This window comes from Actinoplanes sp. NPDC048796 (assembly GCF_040650035.1).
GTDB lineage: Bacteria > Actinomycetota > Actinomycetes > Mycobacteriales > Micromonosporaceae > Actinoplanes.
In genome coordinates this window covers 196,476-215,282 of record NZ_JBEZGO010000003.1, presented here as the reverse complement: position 1 = coordinate 215,282, position 18,807 = coordinate 196,476, and the positions used below count along the sequence as shown (strand labels likewise).

Sequence of the window (18,807 nt, the reverse complement as noted above, 5' to 3'; positions counted from 1 at the left end):
CGCGTACTCCCTCGGACCGTCGGCGGAAAGACCGTCAGCAGAAAAGGCGGCGGCCGGCGAACCGGCCGCCGCCAAGCGTCAGTGCGTCGCGTCCGCGGCCAGCCAGCCGCGGAGAAGCACCGCCATCTCGTCAGGTTGATCCTTGACCATCTGCTCGATCTCGCGCTGGCGTTCCTGGCGAGCCTGCACGTTCGTGTCGTCCATGGCGGTTCCCGCCTCCAGCATCTGAGCGGGGATCGCCTGGTTCAGCTCGGCCAGCCGCTGGGCCTCCAGCGCCGCCTGCATGTCCTCCAGGTGCTTGCGCTCCTCGGGGGTCAGGCCGCGGCGCTTCTTGCTCTTGCGGCTGAAGCGCCAGGCCAGGAAGAGCAGCGCCAGGACGATCGCGCCCAGCGCGCCGGTCTTGATGAGCGACATCTGCTTGGCCTGCTGGGCGGCCGTGGTCGAGGCGCTCAGGGCGTTCTGCGCGGCCTGGGCGGCGCTGGTGTCGAACGGCATGGCGCTGACCGCGATGGTGTCGCCGCGGGTGGCGTCGATGCCGGCGGCCGCGCTGACCAGCTGCTGCACCTGGGCCGGGTCGACGGTGCCGGCGACGCTGCTGTCCAGCAGGACGGCCACGTTGAGCTTGGCGATCTTGCCGGGGGCGCTCTTGCGGGTCTCCTGGGTCTCGTTGAGCGCGTTGTTCTTGACGTTCGTGCTGTTCTCGTACTGCCCGGCGTCATTTCCGGTGCCGCCGGTGGTGCAGCCGGGGCCGGAGACGTTGTCCGGGCCGAGCACGCCGCCGGCGCAGTTCTGCTGTCCGTTGTACGCCTCGCGGCTGTTGCTCTCGGAGAGCGCGGGCACCGACGGGTCGGAGTTGTAGGTCTTGGTCTGCGTCTGGGTCTGGTCGAAGTCGAGCTCGGCCGTGGTCGTCACGACGGCGTGCCCGGGGCCGACCACGCTCTCCACCAGCTTCTGCAGGGAGCTGTTCATCCGGTTCTGGAAGGCGACGGTCTGCGCCTCGGTGCCGCTGTCGCCGCCGGTGCCGACGTTCGCGCCGCCGCCGGTCGACAGGATCTTGCCGTCGGCGCCGGCCACGGTGATCTGGGTCGGGTCGAGGCCTTCGACGCTGGACGCCACGAGGTGCACGATCGATTGCACCTGGTCGCTGCTCAGCGGCTGGGTCGAGCTCGACGCGACCAGCACGGAGGCGGTGGGCACGTCCTGGTTGTCGGCGAAGACGTCCTTCTGCGGGATGACGAGGTGCACGGTGGCCGCCTCGACACCGTCGATCGACTTGATGGTGTTGGAGAGCTCGCCCTCCAGCGCGCGCTGGTAGTTCGTGTGCTGCATGAAGTCGCTGGTGGTGATGCCCTGCTGGTCGAGCAGGGAGTAACCGGTGCCGGCGTCGCCGGGCAGGCCCTCGCTGCTCAGCGACAGCCGCAGCTCGTTCACCTGGTCCTGCGGCACCAGCACGGTCTGGCCGTCGTTGGCCAGCTCGTACTTGGTGCCGGCCTTCTGCAGCGACTCGACGATCGCGCTGGCGTCCTTGTTCGACAGGTTGTTGAAGAGGATCGAGTAGTTCGGCTTCGACGCCCAGGTGGCGAAGAAATACGCACCGACGATGAGCGCGATCACTGCCGCGATCGTGACGGCCTTCTGTCCCGGAGTGAAGGACCGGAACGTGTCCGTGACGCGGCGAACCGGAGCGGGAAGGCGGTCGGTCATGTCAGGCCTGCATCCTCATGATCTCTTGGAAAGCTTCCACGGCCTTGTTGCGGACGGCGAGCGTGAGCTGGAGTCCGAGCTGCGCCTCGTTGGCGGCCATGGTGTACTGCGCCGGGTCCTGAAGTTCGCCGGTGGCGACCTTGGTCGCGAGGTCCTCGGCGTTGTTCTGGCTGGCCTGCACGCTTTCCAGGCCACGGGAGAGCATGCTGGCGAAGCTCTCGTTGGGCCCCTGCGCCTCCTGGGCGCGGGTGCCGGCGGCCAGCGAGTCGGCGCCGCCCGCCCCGGTGATGCCGCCGGTGACGGCGTCGAGGCCGGCAACGCTGGAGAACCCGCCGATCGGGTTGATCGCGGAAGTCATGGCCTATACCTCACTTCCCGAGGTTGATCGCCGCGGTGTAGGAGTCCTTGGCGCGGTCCACCACGGCGAGGTTGGCCTGGTAGGCGCGCTGCGCCATCATCATCTGGGCCATCTGGGACCCCAGGTCGATGTCCGGCTTACGGACGTAGCCCTGCGCGTCGGCGAGCGGGTTGTCCGGCTCCTCGACGAGAACGCCCTCGGCGCTGCCGAACTGCACCCCGCCGACCTGAGCGCCGTTGCCGTCCGCGGCCTCCTGGGCCACGACGTAGCGGGCCTGGAACGCCTTCTCCGAGGTCCGGCTGACGTTGTTCATGTTGGCGATGTTGTCGGACACCGCGTCCAGCCACTTGCGGTAGACGGTGACGCCGGTGCCGGCCACGCCCAGAGCGTTGAAGGTACTCATGATCAGGCTCCCTTGATGACGTCGCGCAGCATCGAGTACTTGGAGTCCAGCGCCCGCATGGTCAGCTGGTAGCGCATCGTCGTGTCGATGTGGGAGAGCGTCTCTTCATCGAGGTTGACGTTGCTGCCGTTGAGCCGGGTCGGCTCGAGCGAGTTCTGGACGTTCGGGGCGACGCCGAGCGGGGACATGCCCTTGGCGACGGCGCTGCGCAGCGCGTCCTCGAATTCGACCTTACGGGCCCGGTAGCCGGGGGTCTCGATGTTCGCGATGTTGTTGGCGATGGCGCTCTGCCGCTGCGCGAGACCCGCGACCGCGACCTTCAACGAGTTCGAGGAGATGTCGTCGAACACAGCAGCTCCTTGCTGGGAGAGTCAAGGTGCCGTTCCGTGGCGTTCCGGGGAGCAATCCGTTGCTCGTACCATGCAGTTCGGCCTGACCGGCGATCCGCTGAGCGCCAAACGGTTGCTGACTGGTTGCACGCAAAAACGTCCCGGGAACCCCGCATAGGGGGTCCCGGGACGTTGTCTGCTTTTTAGGGCCGGCGAGCGAGGCGAGCTACATGGCCCGGTCGACGTAGAGCGGCCGTTTGACCGCCTCGCCGGTCTCGATCCGGGTCGTCACGGCGATCTGCTGACGGTTGGCGGTCAGCCGGCGCGCGATCTCCTGGGCGGCCTTGAGCTGCCTGGTGAGGATCTCGTCGGCGCGCGGCTTGAGTTCCAGCGGCAGCGCGCCGAGCTCGGTCGGCGGTTTCCAGAGGCTGGCCGGCGGCGTCTCGGCGTGCCGGTGCTCGTCGGCCAGCATCGCCTCGACCGTGGCCACGTCGAGCTCCAGCTCGTCGAGGGCCGCGTTCCAGGCGCCGTGCCAGCCGCCGCCGGACTCCTCGCCGCTCACCGAAGCCCGCTCAGCCCGCGACCGCCGAGGCGGCCGCCTCTCGCCAGGCGTCACGCAGCGGCTCGAGGAAGGTGCGGCAAGCCGCCACCCGGGCGGCGTCCTTGGCGATGTTGGCCCCGATCAGCTCGGTCAGCACGTAGCCGTAGAGGTTGGCCAGGCCGGGCGCACCGGACCAGGCTTCGACGTCGAGGCTGACCTGCAGCTCGATGACGATCTCCTGGGCGTGCGTGATCTTCTCGTGCGCGGTCTCCAGCTCGCCGGCGTGCAACGCCTCCTCGCCCTGCATCAGGTCCAGGATCAGCCGGTCGTACAGCATGATCAGCAGCTTGGCGGGCGAGGCGGTGTTGATCGAGTCCTGTAGGTAGCGGTCACGCATGTTCGGTGCGGCCATGGTTCTCCTCGGTCAGGTGCGGACGGGCTGGTGCGGAAAAGGCTGGTGGGCCAGGGCGGATCAGAGACCGGAGAGCTGTCCGGCGAGCCAGCTGGACTGCTCTTTCATCTTGCCGAGGGAGACTTCGAGGTCGGAGTACTTCTTCTGGAGAGCCGACTTGCGCGCCTCGAGGCGCAGGTCCCAGTTGTCGATCTGGCTGTTGAGGTTGTCGATCTCGTTCTTGCGGCCGGTGATCACCGATGTGACGTTCTTGGACTGGTCGACCGAGAGTCCCCGCATCTGGTCGCCGAACGCGATGGCCGCGGCCTGGAACGCCGACGGGTCCTCGGCGTACTTGGCCTTGAAGGTGCTGGTGTTGAAGGTGAGCTGGCCGCTGCGGGACAGCTCGACGCCCAGCTTGGCCAGCGTGGTGTTGATGATCTTGTCGGCGCCCGGGTTGGTCGTGGCGTCGTAGGCGGGGTTCTCGTAGCTCAGTCCGAGGCTGATCTTGCTGAGAATTGCCTGCGACATGTTGCGGACCATGAAGTCGCCGGTCAGCGGCGAGCCCTTCTTGGTCGCGGCGTCGTACGCGGTCTGGGTGGCGACCTCGGTGAGGGTGCCGTTGACGGCGTCGACCAGCGCCTGCATCTTCGCGGCCATGCCGCTGACGTCCGGCTCGGCGCTGATCGTGACGTCGCTCTCCAGCTTGGAGACGGTGATCGAGACGCCCGGCATCAGCGTGGTGAAGGTGTTGGTGTTGCTGGTGACGCTGTACCCGCCGGCCATCCCCTCGCCGCCGCCGATGTCGAGCCGGGCGTCCTTGGCCTGGGCCACCTCGACCAGGTTGAGGCTGTCGAGCCCGCTGTCGATGCTGAAGGCGGCCGCGGCGCCGGTCTTGGCCCCGCTGAACTGCAGGATGTTCTCGTTGCCGCCGGTGGTGACCAGGACGGCCTTGACGCCGATGCCGGCCGCGTTGATCGCGTCGGCGACGCCCTGCGCCGTCTTGTTCTCGCCGAGGGTCACGGTCTTCGGGGTGCCGCCGACGGTGAACTCGATAGTGGTGGCGGCGGTGATGTCGCCTTCCTTGGCGACCTTGGCCGTGTTGATCTGGTTGCCGGCCAGGGCGCCCACGTTGAAGATCGTGGTGCCGGAGGCGGTGTTGGTGCCGCCGGTCGCGGTGGCCGTCACGGTGGTCGAGCTCGAGGTCGGCTTGACCGAGCGCCAGGTCGCGAGCTTGCCGATGTCCTCGGCGGCGGTCTTGAGGGCGGAGAGCTTGGTGTTGACCGATTGGTAGGAGGTGACCGCGGTCTGTGCCGTGGAGACCTTGCTCTTGAGCCGGGTCTGCGGGGCCGCCTCGACCTGCATGAGCTGTGAGATCACGGACGAGGTGCTGAGACCACTGACGAGGCCGTCAACCGAAGTAGACACGGACGCCTGCCTTCCGGTGCGAAAGAGGTGCTGAAAAAGCAAGTGGGGGAGCCGGCATGTTCCGCCGGCTTCCCCCACCTATTCGGTCACGCGGCCGGAAGATTCAGCTCCGGACGGTGGCAATTCGGTTAGCGCAGCAGCGAGAGAACGTTCTGCGCCGACTGGTTGGCCTGCGACAGCATCGAGGTGCCGGCCTGGGTCAGGATCTGCGACCGGGTGAACGACACCATCTCCTGCGCCATGTCGGTGTCACGGATACGCGACTCCGACGCGGACAGGTTCTCCACCGCCACGTTCAGGTTGTTGATCGTGTGCTCGAAGCGGTTCTGGACCGCACCGAGCGAGGCGCGGCTGTCGGAGATCGACTGGATCGCCTTGTCGAGCACGTCGATCGCGGCGTCCGGGTCCTTCGTGAGGTCGAGGGCGCCGGTGCCCAGGGTCTCCGAGTCGACGGCCCCGATGTTGATGTTGATGCTCTCGGTGCGGTTCGCGCCGACCTGGAACTTGCCGCTGTTGCCGCCCTCGATGGCCTTGTTCGCGGTGGCGTCGACGCCCAGCCCGCCGATGTCGTCCATCTTGAGGCCGGCCGAGGCCGCCGAGAACTCGAACTTCGAGGTGGGCACCTTGGCCGGCGGCGTGTTGGTGTCGTCCGGGTCGACGGCCATGGTGGTGCGGGCCGACATGGACACCTCGGTGCCCTGGTAACCGGCCTCCTTCAGCGCGCCCTGGAGCTTCTCGTTCACGATCGCCGCGACGTCCTGAGCGGTCGTGGCGTCGGCGAAGTCCTCCTTGGCGATCGTGAGCGTGATCGGCTTCGCCGTGGTGCCGTCGGCCGGGTCGACGACGTCCTTGCCACCGATCTGGTCGATCTTGATGGCGACGCCGTTGTCCTTGACCTCCTTCAGCGCGTCCGTGTCCTTGACCGCGGTGGCGGTGGTCTTCTCGACCGCGCCGAAGGCGCCGCCCAGCAGCTTCGACTTGCCGAACGCGGTGGTCTCACCGATCCGGTCGAGCTCCGCGTTCAGCTGCTGCATCTCCTTGTTCGAGGCCTTGGCGGCCTCGGTGTCGGTGGCGCCCGAGTTCGCCGTCTGCACCGAGAGGTCACGCATGCGCTGAAGGATCGAGGTGACCTCGTTCAGCGCGCCCTCGGCGGTCTGCGCGACGCTCACGCCGTCCTGGGTGTTGCGGACGGCGACCTTGAGACCGCCGATCTGCGAGCGCAGGCCCTCGGAGATCGAGAGACCGGCCGCGTCGTCCGCCGCCCGGTTGATCCGGAAACCGCTGGACAGTTTCTCCAGCGACTTCGACATCTGGCTGTCGGTGACCGACAGGTTCCGGTAGGCGTTCTGCGCGGCGATGTTCTGGTTGATACGAAGACCCATTGGTGGTTCCTCCCTGAGGGGTCTCTATGCCGGCCCGTCCTTGGAGCCGAGGCGTACGCCATTCCGTTCGGCGCGACGCCGACGGTTCCTGAGCAGTGTGCGAGATTTCTTCGCCCTTTTCCGGCGAACCCGCAGAAAGGCGGCGGACCCGGAATTGGCCCGATCGGGGGAAATCCCTCAGCGGAGTCGGGGACGTGCCGACCTGTCCGAATGAGCGGGCTCGTCAGTGGGGACGTGCCCGACCCGAGGCGAGACGGAGGTCCAGGGGTGAGTCTGACCGACCTGGCCAGCGTCCTGTGGCGGTCACGTGAGCTGCTCGAGATGCTGTTGTTCAAGCTTGAGGAGGAGCAGCTGCTCCTCGCCGCCAACCGCTCGCGCTGGCTGAGCCACGCCACCCGCGAGGTCGAGGTGGTTCTCGACCAGATCCGGCAGACCGAGGTCATCCGGGCCGCCTACGCCCAGGACTGCGCCGTCGAGCTCGGCCTGCCGGCCGAGGCCTCGCTCGGTGAGCTCGCCGACGCCGCCCCCGAGCCCTGGGGCGACCTGCTGCACCAGCACCGCAAGGCCTTCCTGCTCCTGACCTCCGAGATCAGTGCCCTCGCCGACGTGAACCGGGACCTGCTCACCGCGGGTCAGCGCGCGGCCCGCGAAACCATGCTCGCGTTCGCCGAAACTGTGGAAACGTACGGACCGCAGGGGCAGACCGTATCGGGCGGCGTCCGCCGCTCCAGCCTGGTTGATGAGGCAATCTGATGGCTAGTTCCTTCGGCGGTTTGAACACGGCGCTCACGTCGCTCTACGCGCAGCGCCGAGGCTTGGACATCTCCGGCCAGAACGTCGCCAACGCCAATACCGAGGGCTACACGCGGCAGAAGGTCCGCATGCAGTCGCAGACCGGCAGCCTGAACCCGGGCGTCTACGCGACGACCACCCAGGTCGGCAACGGCGTCACGGTCTCGTCGGTCGAGCGCGGCCGCAACGAGTACCTGGAGCAGCGCGGGCGCACCGAGCACGCCAACTCCTCGTATCTCTCGACCCAGAAGGCGACGTACGAGCAGATCGAAAGCGTGCTCGCCGAGCCGAGCGACACCGCCCTCCAGGCCCGGATGCACGACATGTGGGACGCCTGGAACGACGTCGCCAACAACTGGCAGGATCCGTCGACCCGGACCGCGCTGATCGAGCGCAGCCAGACCGTGGCGACCACCCTGAACGACACCCACGCCTCGCTGGACAACCAGTTCACGGCCAACCGTGACCAGGCACAGGCGTTCGTCAGCCAGGTCAACAACCTGTCGTCGCGGATCGCCGACATGAACCAGCAGATCGTGGTGGCGCACGCCTCCGGCCTCGAGGCCAACGAGCTGATGGACCAGCGCGACATGCAGATCATGCAGCTGTCCGAGCTGACCGGGGCGACGACGCAGAGCAAGACGAACGGCGCGATAAACGTCTACCTCGGTACGGCCCCGCTGGTCAGCGATTTCAGCACGCGCACAGTGGAATTGACCGGACCGCCGTCGCTCGCGCTGTGGGCCGAGGACAACCCGATCGCTCTCAAGTGGACCGACACCGACGCGCCCGTGGCCGCCGGTGGCCAGATGGGCGCGATGCTCGACACGATGAACAACATCATCCCGACCATCTCGGGTCAGCTCGACGACGTGGCCGCCACTCTCGCCAAGACCGTCAACGACGCGGTCACGGCCGGGTACACCAAGACCGGCGAGGAGGGCACCGCCTTCTTCGAGGGCACCACCGCCGGCGAGATCAAGGTGCTGATCACCACCCCCGACAAGGTGGCGTTCTCGGCCGGCAACCCCAAGGATCTCGACGAGACGAAGGCCGCGCTGGACCACGGCATCGCCGACTCGCTGTCCGAGATGGGAACCTCCCCGGACGGCCCGGACGCGGCGTACCAGAGCATGATCGGCAAGCTGGGCGTGGCCTCGCAGGCATCCGCCCGGCGCAGCGACATCCAGGACGCGGTCACCGACCAGGTGGACACCGCGCGCCAGGCCGAGTCGGGCGTCAACCTCGACGAGGAGATGACCAACCTGCTGACCTTCCAGCGGGGTTACGAGGCCGCCTCCCGCGTGCTGACCACCATCGACTCGATGCTCGATCAGCTGATCAACCGTACCGGCCTGGTCGGCCGATGACGGTGAGCAGGACCGCATGGTGAGGAGGGCAGCATGACGATTCCCAGCCGCGTCACCGATACCAGCATGTCGCATCGCATGCTCGGTGACCTCCAGCGCAGCATGGGCCGCGGGCAGAAGCTGCAAGCGCAGATCTCCAGCGGCAAGCTGCTCAGCAAACCGTCGGACTCGCCGACCGGCACGGTCACCTCGCTGCAGTTGCGCGGCGAGCTGCGGGCCACCCAGCAGTACACGCGCAACGCGGACGACGGGGTGGGCTGGCTCGGCACGATCCAGGACAAGCTCGGGGCCGCCTCGAGCCAGGTCATCCGGGTACGCGACCTGACAGTGCAGGGCCTGAACGCGGCCTCCGGCGACGACGGCGCCCGGATGGCGCTGAAGTACGAGATCGACAACATTCGCCAGGCGCTGATCGGCGAGGCCAACACCAAGTACATGGGCCGGCCCGTCTTCGGCGGCACCACGCCGGGCGACATAGCTTTCGACGACAGCGGCAAGTTCGTCGGGAACACCGCCGAGACCACCCGGACGGTCGGGCCGAACGCCCGCGTCCGCATCGAGTCGAACGGTGTCGACGCGTTCGGTGACAACACCAGTGACACTCAGCTCTTCAAGGTGCTGAGTGACATTTCGGATGCGTTGGAGAACAACAAGCACGAGGCATTGGACGACGCACTGGGTCGGCTCGATTCGGCCCACGATTTACTAAAGTCCACCCTTTCGGACGTTGGCGCCCGATATAATCGGATTACGCAGATGAAGCAGTCAGCAGACGACCATCTGCTGTCCGTGACGTCGCAGCTGTCCGATATCGAGGATGTCGACCTGCCCAAGGCGATCATGGAATTGCAGATCCAGCAGACCTCGTATCAGGCCGCCCTGGCCGCCTCGGCCAAGGTGATCCAGCCCTCGCTCATCGATTTCCTGAGGTGACCATGAGTACTCGCACCGCGTACCGACCCATCGAGGCCTCCATGACCGACGCGTCCATGGGCCTGCCGACCATCACCATGGCGGTGCCCATGCCGGGCTTCCCGGCCCACCGGGAGTTCGTCCTGGTGCGGCTGAACGAGGACGGTCTGCTCTACGCGTTCACGTCCATCGAGGACCCGGAGCTCCGCTTCCTCGTCGCGCCGCCGGAGCCCTTCTTCCCGGACTACGCGCCGGAGATCGAGAAGGAGGTCTTCGCGGCCCTGAACAGCAAGGACCCGGACCGCCTGCTCCTGCTGACCGTCATCACGGCCGGCCAGAACGAGACCACGGCGAACCTGCTGGCGCCGATCGTGGTCGACCGGGACAGCATGCGGGCCATGCAGGTCGTGCTCAGCGGCTCCGGTCTCCCGGTCCGCGCGATCATGAACCGGGCCTACTGAACCGTCTCGGGCGCGGTCGCGGTCCCCGCGACCGCGCCGTCTCGCGATGCTGTCCGTCCACGGATGGAGGAGGGCACCGACGATGCTCGTACTGACCCGGCGCGCCGGGGAAAGCGTGATGATCGGCGACGACGTCATCATCACTGTGCTCGAGGCGCGCGGCGATGTGATCCGGCTGGGCATCCAGGCTCCGCGTGACGTGCAGGTGCATCGCGAAGAGGTGTACCGGGAGCTACGGGCTGCCAACCAGGAGGCCGCCTCGCCCACCGAGGACGAGGTTCAAGCGGTCTCGAAGTTGTTGCAGTCGCCGGACTCACCGGCCTGAAACGTGGCGGTCGCGCACTCATAGAGTGCGCGACACGGGTTGCCGGCGGCGTCTCCGGGCAGGTGCGGAACAGTTGCCAAAGGAGATGCGATGTCGAGACTCGCCCACCTGGGGATCGCCAAGCGGCTCACGCTGATCGTCGTGGTCGGCGCGGTCATGTTGGCCACCCTCGCCACGATCTCGCTGGTCGGGCAGAACAAGCTGGCCGACCAGGCGGATCTGGTGTCGCGCCTGCAATCCGGCCAGGCCGCACTGAACCATTTGGACACTCGCCAGAGCGAGCTGAAGGTGGACGCCTACCGCTCCGCTCTGGGGCAGGACGTCACCCAGGACGTCCTGGACGACGTGCAGTCGTCCACCGAGGCGGCCGACGCGGTGGTGGCCGCGAACCTGCCCGGCGACATGGCGGCCACGTTCGCCGACGACCGGCCGGACTTCGTCGACTTCAGCGCTTTCATCACCGAGTTCACGACGGCGGCCAAGGCCGACCCGAAATCGGTGACGTCGCGGCTCGGCGAGATCTCCGAGCGGAACAACAAGACCGACGACGAGCTCGGCGCGCTCGTCGACCAGGTGACGGCCACGGTCGCCGCCGAGCAGGCGGACATGACCAAGACGGTCAACCGCATCCGTACGCTCTCGCTGGCCGTCGCCATCGCCGGGCTGATCCTGCTGGTCGCCCTGGCCATCCCGCTGGCCCGTTCGATCCTCGTGCCGGTGCGCACGCTGGGCGCGGTCATCGACTCGCTCTCCCGCGGCGACCTGACCGGGCGCAGCGGCATCACGAGCCGCGACGAGCTCGGCCGCATGGCGGCGGGACTCGACGGCGCGCTCGAGTCAATGCGTACCTCCATGGCCACGATCGGCCGGGACGCCGACGCCCTGGCCGAGGCCGCGGGGCAGCTCTCCGTGGTGGCCGTGCGCATCTCCGAGGCGGCCGAGAACACCGACCGTCAGTCCGCGGCGGCCTCGGCCGAGGCCGAGGAGATCGCCCGCAACGTGCAGTCGGTCGCCGCCGGTTCCGAGGAGATGGGCCTGGCGATCCGCGAGATCTCGCGCAACACCAGCGAGTCGGCCCAGATCGCCTCGGTGGCGGTCTCCGAGGCGGCTCGCGCCACCGAGACCGTGCGCCAGCTCGGCGACTCGTCGGCCGAGATCGGCAACGTCATCAAGCTGATCACCTCGATCGCCGAGCAGACCAACCTGCTCGCGCTGAACGCCACCATCGAGGCCGCCCGCGCCGGCGAGGCCGGCAAGGGCTTCGCCGTGGTCGCCTCCGAGGTCAAGGACCTGGCCCAGGAGACGGCACGGGCGACCGAGGACATCGGCAGCCGGGTCGCCGCCATCCAGCAGGACACCAGCGGCGCGGTCGAGGTCATCTCCCGGATCTCCGAGGTCATCGCGCAGATCAACGACTTCCAGACCACCATCGCCTCGGCCGTCGAGGAGCAGACCGCCACCACCGGCGAGATGAGCCGCAACATCGCCGAGGTCGCCAACGGCTCCTCGCGGATCGCGACCAACATCTCCGACGTCTCGGCTGCCAGCGCCGAGTCGCTGCGCGGCGTCGAGGAGACGCGGCAGGCTTCGGGCAACGTCTCCCGCACCGCCGACGAGCTGCGCGACCTGGTCGGAACCTTCCGCCTGTGAAAGGCACAAGAAACCGAGCCGCACCGGCCGCACACCGGGGTTGACAACGCCCCTGCCGCAATCTCTTGGTTGTAGGGAAAGCCGACCAGCCGGGAGAGAATGTGACCGCAGAGCGGGAATCAGTCGTCAGCGCCGTCGACGCGCTGGATCTGATGACGGACGCGCATGTGCACACCGGCTTCTCGGCCGGGCGGGACAGCGTCGGAGTGATCGTCTCCGCGGCCGATCAGGCCGGCCTCACCGCGATCACGTTCGCCGACCAGGTCGGCCCCGACTCCGGCTGGCTGCCGGCGTACGCGGACGCGATCGCCCGGGCCCGCCGCCGCACCGATCTCACCCTGCGGGTGGCCGCCGAGATCGAGGTCGTACGGCCCGACGGCTGGCTGGCCCTGCCGGCCGATCTCGGGCACGTCGAGGCGGTCTCGGTGGCGGTGTCGGGCCTGCCGCTGGAGCGCGGCGTGCTCGGCGCCCGGGACGTCCGCGCCCTGATCTCCACCGGCGAGATGACCGCCGAGCAGGTCACCGAGCGGTTGGTGGCGACCACGATCCTCGGTCTACGGCGAGCCTGCCGGTACGCGCCGACCCAGCTCGCCCGCCCGCTGCGCCTGCTGACCGAGGTCGGGCTGGACGACGCGGTGCTCTCCGAGGAACTGGTCGGCGCGCTCGCCGCGGCCTGCCGCGAGACCGGCACCCTGGTCGAGATCAGCGAGGCGTGGCGCAGCCCGTCGGGCCGAATCGTGGCCATGCTGCGTGCGGCGGGGGTGGCGATGGTGCCCGCGAGTGACGCCCGGTACGCGGCCGAGGTCGGGCAGTGGCAGTACGTACGTCGGGTCTGATCGAAACCGGCTTCGCTTAGTTATCCCATACGTACTCTCAGTCATGCCGACAGTCAACACGCGCAGGCATGGGAGAGATGCGATGAGTATGGTTCAGCAGGCCATCGAGGTGAGTGCACCGTTGCACACGGTGTACGAGCAACTCGCCGCGTTCGAGAACTACCCACGGTTCATGAGTGGCGTCCGTGAAGTCACCACCATCGGTGGCGACCAGACCCACTGGATCATGGATGTCGAGGGGAAGACGCGCGAGTTCGACGCCCAGATCACCGAGCGCCGGGTCGACGAGCGCGTCTCGTGGTCGACCATGGAGGGCCCGCTGCTGGCCGAGACCCTCACGCTGCGGCCCCTGGGCGAGACGAAGACGCAGGTGGTGGCCCAGCTCGAGGCCGACATCGCCTTCCTCATGCCCAATGACCGGCACGGGCAGCAGTCGCTCAACCGCCGGCTCAAGGACGACCTGACCGCGTTCAAGGGCATGGTCGAGGGTGGCGCCAGCACCAAGCGCCTCGCCCCGTCGCCGGCCGCCGTCGCCGCCCGGGCCAGGCACCGCCCGCCGCATCCCGGCGCGGGCTGGGGCACGAGCGCGGCCGAGCGCAGCAACGGCAGCACCATCGACCTCCCCCACCACGGTGGCCTCGCGGCCAACCGGGGCACCAATGTGGACATCACCTCGGCGCCCGGCATCCGCAGCGCCAGCGACCTCGACGACGTACTGCCCCCGGGACGGCGGATCACGAAGACCGGCCCGATCAGCGGCGCGGCCGGAACCGCCCCGATGGGCGGGCGCACCCCGCAGAAGGACGCCTGGGGCGACGGGATGATCAACGAAGAGGACCGGGGCAGCGCCCAGGATCTGTAGGGCGCCGGTTGCTCAGACGGGGGCGAGCTCGAAGGTGACGACGAGCTTCGCCCCCTGTGGCGTCGCCTGCTCGTAGCGGACCGAGCCGCCGTTCGCCTCGACCAGGTGCCGGACGATGAACAGTCCCAGGCCGGCCCCGCGCATGAACCGCCCGAAGAGGTTGGGCAGGAGCTCGTCCGAGATGCCGGGCCCGTTGTCCCGTACCGCCAGCTCCACCGTCTCACCCCGTCGCTCGGCGCTCACCTCGATCGGCGGCGACCCGTAGGCGACCGCGTTGTTGACGAGGTTCTGGAGTACGGCCGTGACGTGCCCCCGGTCGGCCAGGGCCGACACGTCGTCGCCGACCAGGACCCGAACCTGGGAAGAGGTGGCCGCCGCCACCGCCTCGGCCACCTCGCGCAGCGGCACCGGCGCCCGCCGGGCCGTGACCGAGCCCATGTCGAGCCGGAACAGCAGCTGAAGGTCGTTCATCATCTTGATGAGCCGTTGCGTGTTCTTGTCGATCTTCGTGGCGAGCTCGAGCCGGATGTCGTCCGGCAGGTCGTCCCAGTCCGCGCGAAGCAGCTCGGCCAGGCTGGCGATCGAGCTGATCGGCTGGGCCACGTCGTGGGTGAGCATCGAGGTCAGGTCGTTCTTGAAGGTGAGCGCCGCTTCGAGCCGGGTGTTCGCCTCGCGCAGGGCGGTGTTGCCGCGCTCCAGCTCGGCGGCGTGCTCGCTGAGCGTCTCCTCGGCCCGCTTGCGGTCGGCGATGTCGACATAGGTGGCCACGTACGCCCGTGGCGCGCCCCGCTCGTCGGGGATCGGCGCGACGGTGGCCAGCACCGGGACCGTGCTGCCGTCGACCCGGGGGAGGAGCCAGTCGCCGCCGGCCGGCGGCACGGGCGGCGGATCGAACCGGACCGGCTCGTCGGCGCCGTGCCCGGTGAGCTCGCGCCAGCGCCGGTTCACGTCGATGACGTGGTAGTTGGCGTCCATCACCATGACCGCCTCGTTCATCGACTGGAGCAGCGTGGCCGCGAACTTCTCGCGGTCCTCGAGCTCGCCGACGAGCCGGCGCTGCCGCCGCTCGGCGCCGTGCAGCGTACGGATGAGACGGGCCAGCAGAACGAGAACGGCCACCGCCACGAGGGTGGCGATGGCCGGGCCGGGCTGACCGGCGATGCCGAGCGCGCCGACGGCGGCGGCGAGGATCATCAGAAGGTGGCCGAGCCCGTGTACGACCCGGCCGGTCCCGCGGTGCCGCACCGGCAGAACCTGGAGCAGCAGACTCAGTCCGGCCGGGACGAGCGCGGCCGCCGGATCGGCCAGCAGGCCGTCCGGCGGAGCACCTCGAAGAGACATGAGCAGCGCCGCGGCGCCGAAGACGGCGACCGCGACACCGGCGCACCCGGCGGTCAGCCGGGACAGCCTGCCCACGTCATGCGCCGCACTCTGCACACGGTCCCCTCAAGATATGAGGAAACGAGCATAACGCGGCGAATGCCTACTAAGCGGTTACTTTCCCGCCCACTCGAAGCCCTGCTCGAGCGTGATCCGCTCGCCGACGCGGCTGATGTCCTCGTGGTGGCGGTTCGCGTGGTGCCCGCAGAAGGCCAACTCGCCGCCGCTGGTCAGGGTGACCGTCAGACGGGCGGCCGCGCTGCAACGGTCACAGCGGTCGGTCAGCGAATCGACGGTGACGATCTCGGGCGACAGCAGGCTGGACATATCGCTCTCCTTGCTCGGTGGCGGTGTGTAGCGGTACTCCGGGTAGATCGGTCCTCCGCCGCACGGCTTTAGCTCTTCACTTCGATCTTCCTGGCGCGGAGTACCGCTCCGAGGGTGTTGCAACCCACGTGCAACCTTGTGGATCCCGGAGCGCTTCGCGGCCCACCGCACCCTTTCCCTCAGATGACCTTCGGCATGCCCTTCTCCCCGGTGAAGTGGCCGAAACAACTGAGAGGAACAACCTTTGCGCATCGCCACGACGCTGACCGCAGCCGCCGTCGCGCTCGCCTGTGCCCTGCCCGGAGTGGCCGTAGCCGCACCGGCGGCCTCGGCCACCTGGGGTCTCGACCGGATCGACCAGCGCGCCCTGCCGCTGTCGTCGTCGTACGCCGCGCCCGCCGGCACCGGCGTCACCGTCTACGTGGTCGACACCGGCATCCGCACCACGCACCGGGAATTCGACGGCCGGGCGACCGGCGGATACGGGCCCGGCGGCGACTGCAACGGCCACGGCACCCACGTCGCGAGCACCATCGGCGGTATGACGTACGGCGTGGCCAAGGACGTCAAGCTGGTCGGCGTGCGCGTGCTCGACTGCAAGGGCACCGGCTCCTACAAGGAGATCATCGCGGGCATCGACTGGGTCGCCCAGCAGACCGCCCGTCCCGCGGTGGCCAACCTGAGCCTCGGCGGCACCACCAGCAAGGCGCTCGACGACGCGGTCGAGCGGGCCGTGGCCAAGGGCGTCACCGTCGTCGTCGCGGCGGGCAACGACAACCGCGATTCCTGTACGCAGTCACCGGCGCGCACCCCGTCGGCGATCACCGTGGGCGCCACCGACCAGAAAGACACGAGGTGGTCGTCCTCGAACTACGGGTCCTGTGTCGACATCTTCGCCCCCGGCGTCCGGATCCAGGGCGCGTCGACCGCGTCGAACACCGCCGTCAAGCTGATGAGCGGCACCTCGATGGCGGCACCGCACGTGGCCGGGGCGGCCGCTCTGGTGCTCGCCGCGCACCCGTCGTACACGCCGGCGCAGGTGCGCGACGAGCTGGTGGCGCAGGCCGGAACGGGCTCGATCCGCAATCCGGGCCCGGGTTCGCCCAACCGGATGCTGTACACCGGTTACCTCAGTCGCTGAAAGGCCCATTCGTGCAACCTCGCGCGGATAGCGTGAGGTCTCGGCTCGGTTCGTTAGTCACAGGAGGACCCATGTCGCAGGCGCCCGAAACCGACACGCGACCCACCGTCCTGGTCGTCGACGACGAGGAGGACCTGCGCGACATCATGCGGCGCATGCTGGAACGGCGTGGCTTCGACACGTTGATCGCCGGTGACTCGACGCAGGCCATCGAGGCCTGCCGGCAACATCCCGGCGACATCGACATCCTGATCACCGACCTAGGGCTGCCCGGCGTCTCGGGCGGCGAGCTGTCCCGGTCGGCCACCGAGCTGCGCCCGGAGATGCGCGTCGTCTACATCTCCGGGCTGCCCAAGGAGATCGCGGTGGCCGACGGCCTGATCGCCGAGGACGCCCTGCTCGTCAAGAAGCCCTTCAGCAGCGAGGCCCTGGTGGAGACGCTGCGTTCCGTGCTCTGACCCGCCCCGTCCCCGAGAAGGCGCCGCCGTCCCCTGACGCCGGCGCCTTCTCCATGTCCGCTCCCGATCGGCAACCGCGCCGCGCCCGGGTCCGCACCCGCCGCACCCGACTCTGGGGGCAGACGTTATTCACCCCCTGGGGTCGGGCCGGTCCGCTGCGGAGGACCGGCCCGACCTGTTTTCCGGCCACGGCAGCGTGAGCTCACCGAGCCGCCACCGGGCGGGGCCGTCCTGAACGGGCCAGCCCTCCTCGCGCATCCGGCGGACGGTGGCGATCCAGCGCTGACGCGGCCCGAACGGGGTCGCCTCGGTCTCCCAGGCCCGGCCCAGCGCGTGCAGCAGCTCATGCACCGGCTCACCCGGCACGTTGTGGTGGATCAAGGCCTTGGGCAGCCGCTCGGCGAAGGTCGCCGGATGATCCAGATCGGACAACCGGGCCGAAAGCGTCAGGGTGCTGGGCGCGCCGTCCTCGATCACCGCCCAGGTGGCGATGCGGCCCAGCTCGTCGCAGGTCCCCTCGATCAGCACGGCGCCGGTCGCGGTCATCTGCCGCCAGGCCGCGCCGACGTCCTCCTCCGGGTACTGGCGCAGCACGTTGAACGCCCGCACCACGACCGGGCGCAGGCCGGCGAGCTCGAAACCGCCGCGCCGGAAGTCGAGCAGTGGGGGGTCGGCGTAAGGCTGCGCGGCCACCACCCGTACCGGATCGATCTCCAGACCCACCACGGCGACGTCCGGCCGGACCGCCGCCGCCAGGCGGCCCCGCAGCTCCACGGCCGTGACCGGCGTGGCGCCGTAGCCGAGGTCGACGACCAGGGGCTGCGGGGCGTCGCGGAGCCGCGCGCCGCAGCGGAACGCGATGAAGTTGTCGACGCGACGCAGCCGGTTGGGATTCGTCGTCCCCCGCGTGATCTCGCCGACCGGTTTCACTATTTCTCCCGGTAGACCTTGTGCTGGGCCGCCTGGGCGATCGGCCGCACCACGATGCGGTCGAGGTTGACGTGGTGGGGACGAGTCGCGGCGAAGGCGATGATGTCCGCGATGTCGTCGGCCACCAGCGGCTCCTTGACGCCCTGGTAGACCGCGTCGGCCTTGGCCCGGTCACCGCCGAAGCGCTTGAGCGCGAACTCGTCCGTACGGACCATGCCCGGGTCGACCTCGATGATCCGCACCGGCTTGCCCGACAGTTCCAGCCGCAACGTCCCGACCAGCGCGGTCTGTGCGTGCTTGGCCGCCGTGTACCCGCCGCCGCCCTCGTACACCGTGAAGGCCGCGGTCGAACCGACCGTCACGATCGTGCCCGCGCCGCTCGCCTCCAGCGCCGGCAGCAGGGCCTTGGTCATCCGCAGCGAGCCGAGGACGTTCACGTCGTACATCCACTGCCAGTCGTCGACCGAGCCCGACTCCACCGGGTCGAGACCGGCGGCGCCGCCCGCGTTGTTGACCAGCAGCGTGACCGGGCCGCCGAGCGCGGTCACCGTCGCGGCCAGAGCCGACACCGACTCGTCGGACGTGACGTCGCACGCGACAGCTGTCGCGGCCGGTCCGATCTCCTTGACCAGCTCGTCCAGCCGATCGGCGCGCCGGGCCGCCGCCACGACGTGGAAGCCCTCGGTGGCGAGGCGGCGGGCCGTCGCCGCGCCGATGCCGCTGGACGCGCCCGTGACCACTGCGATGTTCTGCATGCCCCCATCCTTCCTTCTGGCGTCCTTCCCACTGGCGTCCCGATGAGATGGGTCACCCCGGGTGGGCTGCAT

At 68.9% G+C, this 18,807-nt stretch carries 22 protein-coding genes; 10 read left to right on the top strand and 12 right to left on the bottom strand.

The window, feature by feature from the left end:
- Window positions 1–78: 78 nt before the first annotated feature.
- From fliF to AB0C26_RS14720, 8 genes are all read right to left on the bottom strand, one after another.
- Window positions 79–1,704 carry a flagellar basal-body MS-ring/collar protein FliF gene (gene fliF, locus AB0C26_RS14755; protein ID WP_360246923.1) on the bottom strand — a complete coding sequence of 542 codons (1,626 nt, stop codon included), beginning with the start codon at window positions 1,702–1,704 and terminating at the stop codon, window positions 79–81.
- A gap of 1 nt (window position 1,705) precedes the next feature.
- Window positions 1,706–2,062, bottom strand: coding sequence for a flagellar hook-basal body complex protein FliE (fliE, locus tag AB0C26_RS14750; RefSeq protein ID WP_360246921.1), 357 nt, complete (start codon window positions 2,060–2,062; stop codon window positions 1,706–1,708).
- A gap of 10 nt (window positions 2,063–2,072) precedes the next feature.
- A complete protein-coding gene (locus AB0C26_RS14745) occupies window positions 2,073–2,465 on the bottom strand; it encodes a flagellar basal body rod C-terminal domain-containing protein (RefSeq protein WP_360246919.1) in 393 nt (130 codons plus the stop codon).
- Between the two features lie 2 nt (window positions 2,466–2,467).
- Window positions 2,468–2,815 carry a flagellar basal body rod protein FlgB gene (gene flgB, locus AB0C26_RS14740; protein ID WP_360246917.1) on the bottom strand — a complete coding sequence of 116 codons (348 nt, stop codon included), beginning with the start codon at window positions 2,813–2,815 and terminating at the stop codon, window positions 2,468–2,470.
- A gap of 205 nt (window positions 2,816–3,020) precedes the next feature.
- Window positions 3,021–3,356 (bottom strand): hypothetical protein, encoded by a 336-nt coding sequence (locus AB0C26_RS14735; RefSeq protein ID WP_360246915.1) that lies wholly within the window; start codon window positions 3,354–3,356, stop codon window positions 3,021–3,023.
- A gap of 10 nt (window positions 3,357–3,366) precedes the next feature.
- Window positions 3,367–3,747, bottom strand: a complete 381-nt coding sequence (gene fliS, locus AB0C26_RS14730; RefSeq protein WP_360246913.1) for a flagellar export chaperone FliS — start codon at window positions 3,745–3,747, stop codon at window positions 3,367–3,369.
- A 60-nt stretch (window positions 3,748–3,807) separates the two neighbouring features.
- Complete coding sequence (fliD, locus tag AB0C26_RS14725) at window positions 3,808–5,154, bottom strand: flagellar filament capping protein FliD (RefSeq protein WP_360246911.1); 1,347 nt, start codon at window positions 5,152–5,154, stop codon at window positions 3,808–3,810.
- 128 nt (window positions 5,155–5,282) lie between these two features.
- Window positions 5,283–6,536 carry a flagellin gene (locus AB0C26_RS14720; protein ID WP_360246909.1) on the bottom strand — a complete coding sequence of 418 codons (1,254 nt, stop codon included), beginning with the start codon at window positions 6,534–6,536 and terminating at the stop codon, window positions 5,283–5,285.
- A gap of 267 nt (window positions 6,537–6,803) precedes the next feature.
- On the opposite strand from AB0C26_RS14720, the gene AB0C26_RS14715 reads away from it, so the two are divergent.
- From AB0C26_RS14715 to AB0C26_RS14680, 8 genes are all read left to right on the top strand, one after another.
- Window positions 6,804–7,289 carry a flagellar protein FlgN gene (locus tag AB0C26_RS14715; protein ID WP_360246907.1) on the top strand — a complete coding sequence of 162 codons (486 nt, stop codon included), beginning with the start codon at window positions 6,804–6,806 and terminating at the stop codon, window positions 7,287–7,289.
- Window positions 7,289–8,698 (top strand): flagellar hook-associated protein FlgK, encoded by a 1,410-nt coding sequence (flgK, locus tag AB0C26_RS14710; RefSeq protein WP_360246905.1) that lies wholly within the window; start codon window positions 7,289–7,291, stop codon window positions 8,696–8,698. Before AB0C26_RS14715 ends, flgK begins: the two co-directional genes overlap by 1 nt.
- Window positions 8,699–8,731: 33 nt before the next feature.
- Window positions 8,732–9,631 carry a flagellin gene (locus AB0C26_RS14705; protein ID WP_360246903.1) on the top strand — a complete coding sequence of 300 codons (900 nt, stop codon included), beginning with the start codon at window positions 8,732–8,734 and terminating at the stop codon, window positions 9,629–9,631.
- 41 nt (window positions 9,632–9,672) lie between these two features.
- Complete coding sequence (locus AB0C26_RS14700; protein ID WP_360246901.1) at window positions 9,673–10,071, top strand: flagellar assembly protein FliW; 399 nt, start codon at window positions 9,673–9,675, stop codon at window positions 10,069–10,071.
- A gap of 82 nt (window positions 10,072–10,153) precedes the next feature.
- Window positions 10,154–10,396: a carbon storage regulator CsrA gene (csrA, locus tag AB0C26_RS14695; RefSeq protein WP_360246899.1), complete on the top strand. Its 243-nt coding sequence runs from the start codon at window positions 10,154–10,156 to the stop codon at window positions 10,394–10,396.
- 90 nt (window positions 10,397–10,486) lie between these two features.
- Window positions 10,487–12,046 (top strand): methyl-accepting chemotaxis protein, encoded by a 1,560-nt coding sequence (locus AB0C26_RS14690; protein ID WP_360246897.1) that lies wholly within the window; start codon window positions 10,487–10,489, stop codon window positions 12,044–12,046.
- Between the two features lie 101 nt (window positions 12,047–12,147).
- A complete protein-coding gene (locus tag AB0C26_RS14685; RefSeq protein WP_360246895.1) occupies window positions 12,148–12,882 on the top strand; it encodes a hydrolase in 735 nt (244 codons plus the stop codon).
- A gap of 82 nt (window positions 12,883–12,964) precedes the next feature.
- The gene (locus AB0C26_RS14680; RefSeq protein ID WP_360246893.1) at window positions 12,965–13,744 is read left to right on the top strand and encodes an SRPBCC family protein; all 780 of its coding nucleotides are present in this window, start codon (window positions 12,965–12,967) and stop codon (window positions 13,742–13,744) included.
- 12 nt (window positions 13,745–13,756) lie between these two features.
- On the opposite strand, the gene AB0C26_RS14675 is transcribed toward AB0C26_RS14680, so the two are convergent.
- Together AB0C26_RS14675 and AB0C26_RS14670 are read right to left on the bottom strand one after the other, a co-directional pair.
- Window positions 13,757–15,160, bottom strand: a complete 1,404-nt coding sequence (locus AB0C26_RS14675) for a PAS domain-containing sensor histidine kinase (protein WP_360246891.1) — start codon at window positions 15,158–15,160, stop codon at window positions 13,757–13,759.
- 78 nt (window positions 15,161–15,238) lie between these two features.
- Window positions 15,239–15,451: a hypothetical protein gene (locus AB0C26_RS14670; protein WP_097317735.1), complete on the bottom strand. Its 213-nt coding sequence runs from the start codon at window positions 15,449–15,451 to the stop codon at window positions 15,239–15,241.
- A gap of 244 nt (window positions 15,452–15,695) precedes the next feature.
- Between AB0C26_RS14670 and AB0C26_RS14665 the strand changes: the two genes are divergently transcribed.
- Together AB0C26_RS14665 and AB0C26_RS14660 are read left to right on the top strand one after the other, a co-directional pair.
- Window positions 15,696–16,592, top strand: coding sequence for a S8 family peptidase (locus AB0C26_RS14665; RefSeq protein WP_360246889.1), 897 nt, complete (start codon window positions 15,696–15,698; stop codon window positions 16,590–16,592).
- 71 nt (window positions 16,593–16,663) lie between these two features.
- A complete protein-coding gene (locus AB0C26_RS14660) occupies window positions 16,664–17,050 on the top strand; it encodes a response regulator (RefSeq protein ID WP_360246887.1) in 387 nt (128 codons plus the stop codon).
- Window positions 17,051–17,179: 129 nt separating this feature from the next.
- Here AB0C26_RS14660 and AB0C26_RS14655 read toward each other — a convergent pair whose 3' ends face one another.
- The gene (locus tag AB0C26_RS14655) at window positions 17,180–17,983 is read right to left on the bottom strand and encodes a class I SAM-dependent methyltransferase (protein WP_360248237.1); all 804 of its coding nucleotides are present in this window, start codon (window positions 17,981–17,983) and stop codon (window positions 17,180–17,182) included.
- Entirely contained in the window at window positions 17,980–18,735 is a 756-nt protein-coding gene (locus tag AB0C26_RS14650) for an SDR family NAD(P)-dependent oxidoreductase (RefSeq protein ID WP_360246885.1), read from the bottom strand. The genes AB0C26_RS14655 and AB0C26_RS14650 overlap by 4 nt, the downstream gene beginning before the upstream one ends.
- Between the last annotated feature and the right edge of the window lie 72 nt (window positions 18,736–18,807).

Excerpts from the sequence above, each read along its gene's own strand:
- AB0C26_RS14680 (WP_360246893.1), top strand. The coding sequence starts at position 12,965 with ATGAGTATGGTTCAGCAGGCCATCGAGGTGAGTGCACCGTTGCACACG.
- flgK (WP_360246905.1), top strand. The coding sequence starts at position 7,289 with ATGGCTAGTTCCTTCGGCGGTTTGAACACGGCGCTCACGTCGCTCTAC.
- fliS (WP_360246913.1), bottom strand. The coding sequence starts at position 3,747 with ATGGCCGCACCGAACATGCGTGACCGCTACCTACAGGACTCGATCAAC.
- AB0C26_RS14660 (WP_360246887.1), top strand. The coding sequence starts at position 16,664 with ATGTCGCAGGCGCCCGAAACCGACACGCGACCCACCGTCCTGGTCGTC.
- AB0C26_RS14650 (WP_360246885.1), bottom strand. The coding sequence starts at position 18,735 with ATGCAGAACATCGCAGTGGTCACGGGCGCGTCCAGCGGCATCGGCGCG.
- AB0C26_RS14700 (WP_360246901.1), top strand. The coding sequence starts at position 9,673 with ATGACCGACGCGTCCATGGGCCTGCCGACCATCACCATGGCGGTGCCC.
- AB0C26_RS14690 (WP_360246897.1), top strand. The coding sequence starts at position 10,487 with ATGTCGAGACTCGCCCACCTGGGGATCGCCAAGCGGCTCACGCTGATC.
- fliE (WP_360246921.1), bottom strand. The coding sequence starts at position 2,062 with ATGACTTCCGCGATCAACCCGATCGGCGGGTTCTCCAGCGTTGCCGGC.
- AB0C26_RS14720 (WP_360246909.1), bottom strand. The coding sequence starts at position 6,536 with ATGGGTCTTCGTATCAACCAGAACATCGCCGCGCAGAACGCCTACCGG.
- AB0C26_RS14745 (WP_360246919.1), bottom strand. The coding sequence starts at position 2,465 with ATGAGTACCTTCAACGCTCTGGGCGTGGCCGGCACCGGCGTCACCGTC.
- AB0C26_RS14705 (WP_360246903.1), top strand. The coding sequence starts at position 8,732 with ATGACGATTCCCAGCCGCGTCACCGATACCAGCATGTCGCATCGCATG.
- AB0C26_RS14670 (WP_097317735.1), bottom strand. The coding sequence starts at position 15,451 with ATGTCCAGCCTGCTGTCGCCCGAGATCGTCACCGTCGATTCGCTGACC.
- csrA (WP_360246899.1), top strand. The coding sequence starts at position 10,154 with ATGCTCGTACTGACCCGGCGCGCCGGGGAAAGCGTGATGATCGGCGAC.
- fliF (WP_360246923.1), bottom strand. The coding sequence starts at position 1,704 with ATGACCGACCGCCTTCCCGCTCCGGTTCGCCGCGTCACGGACACGTTC.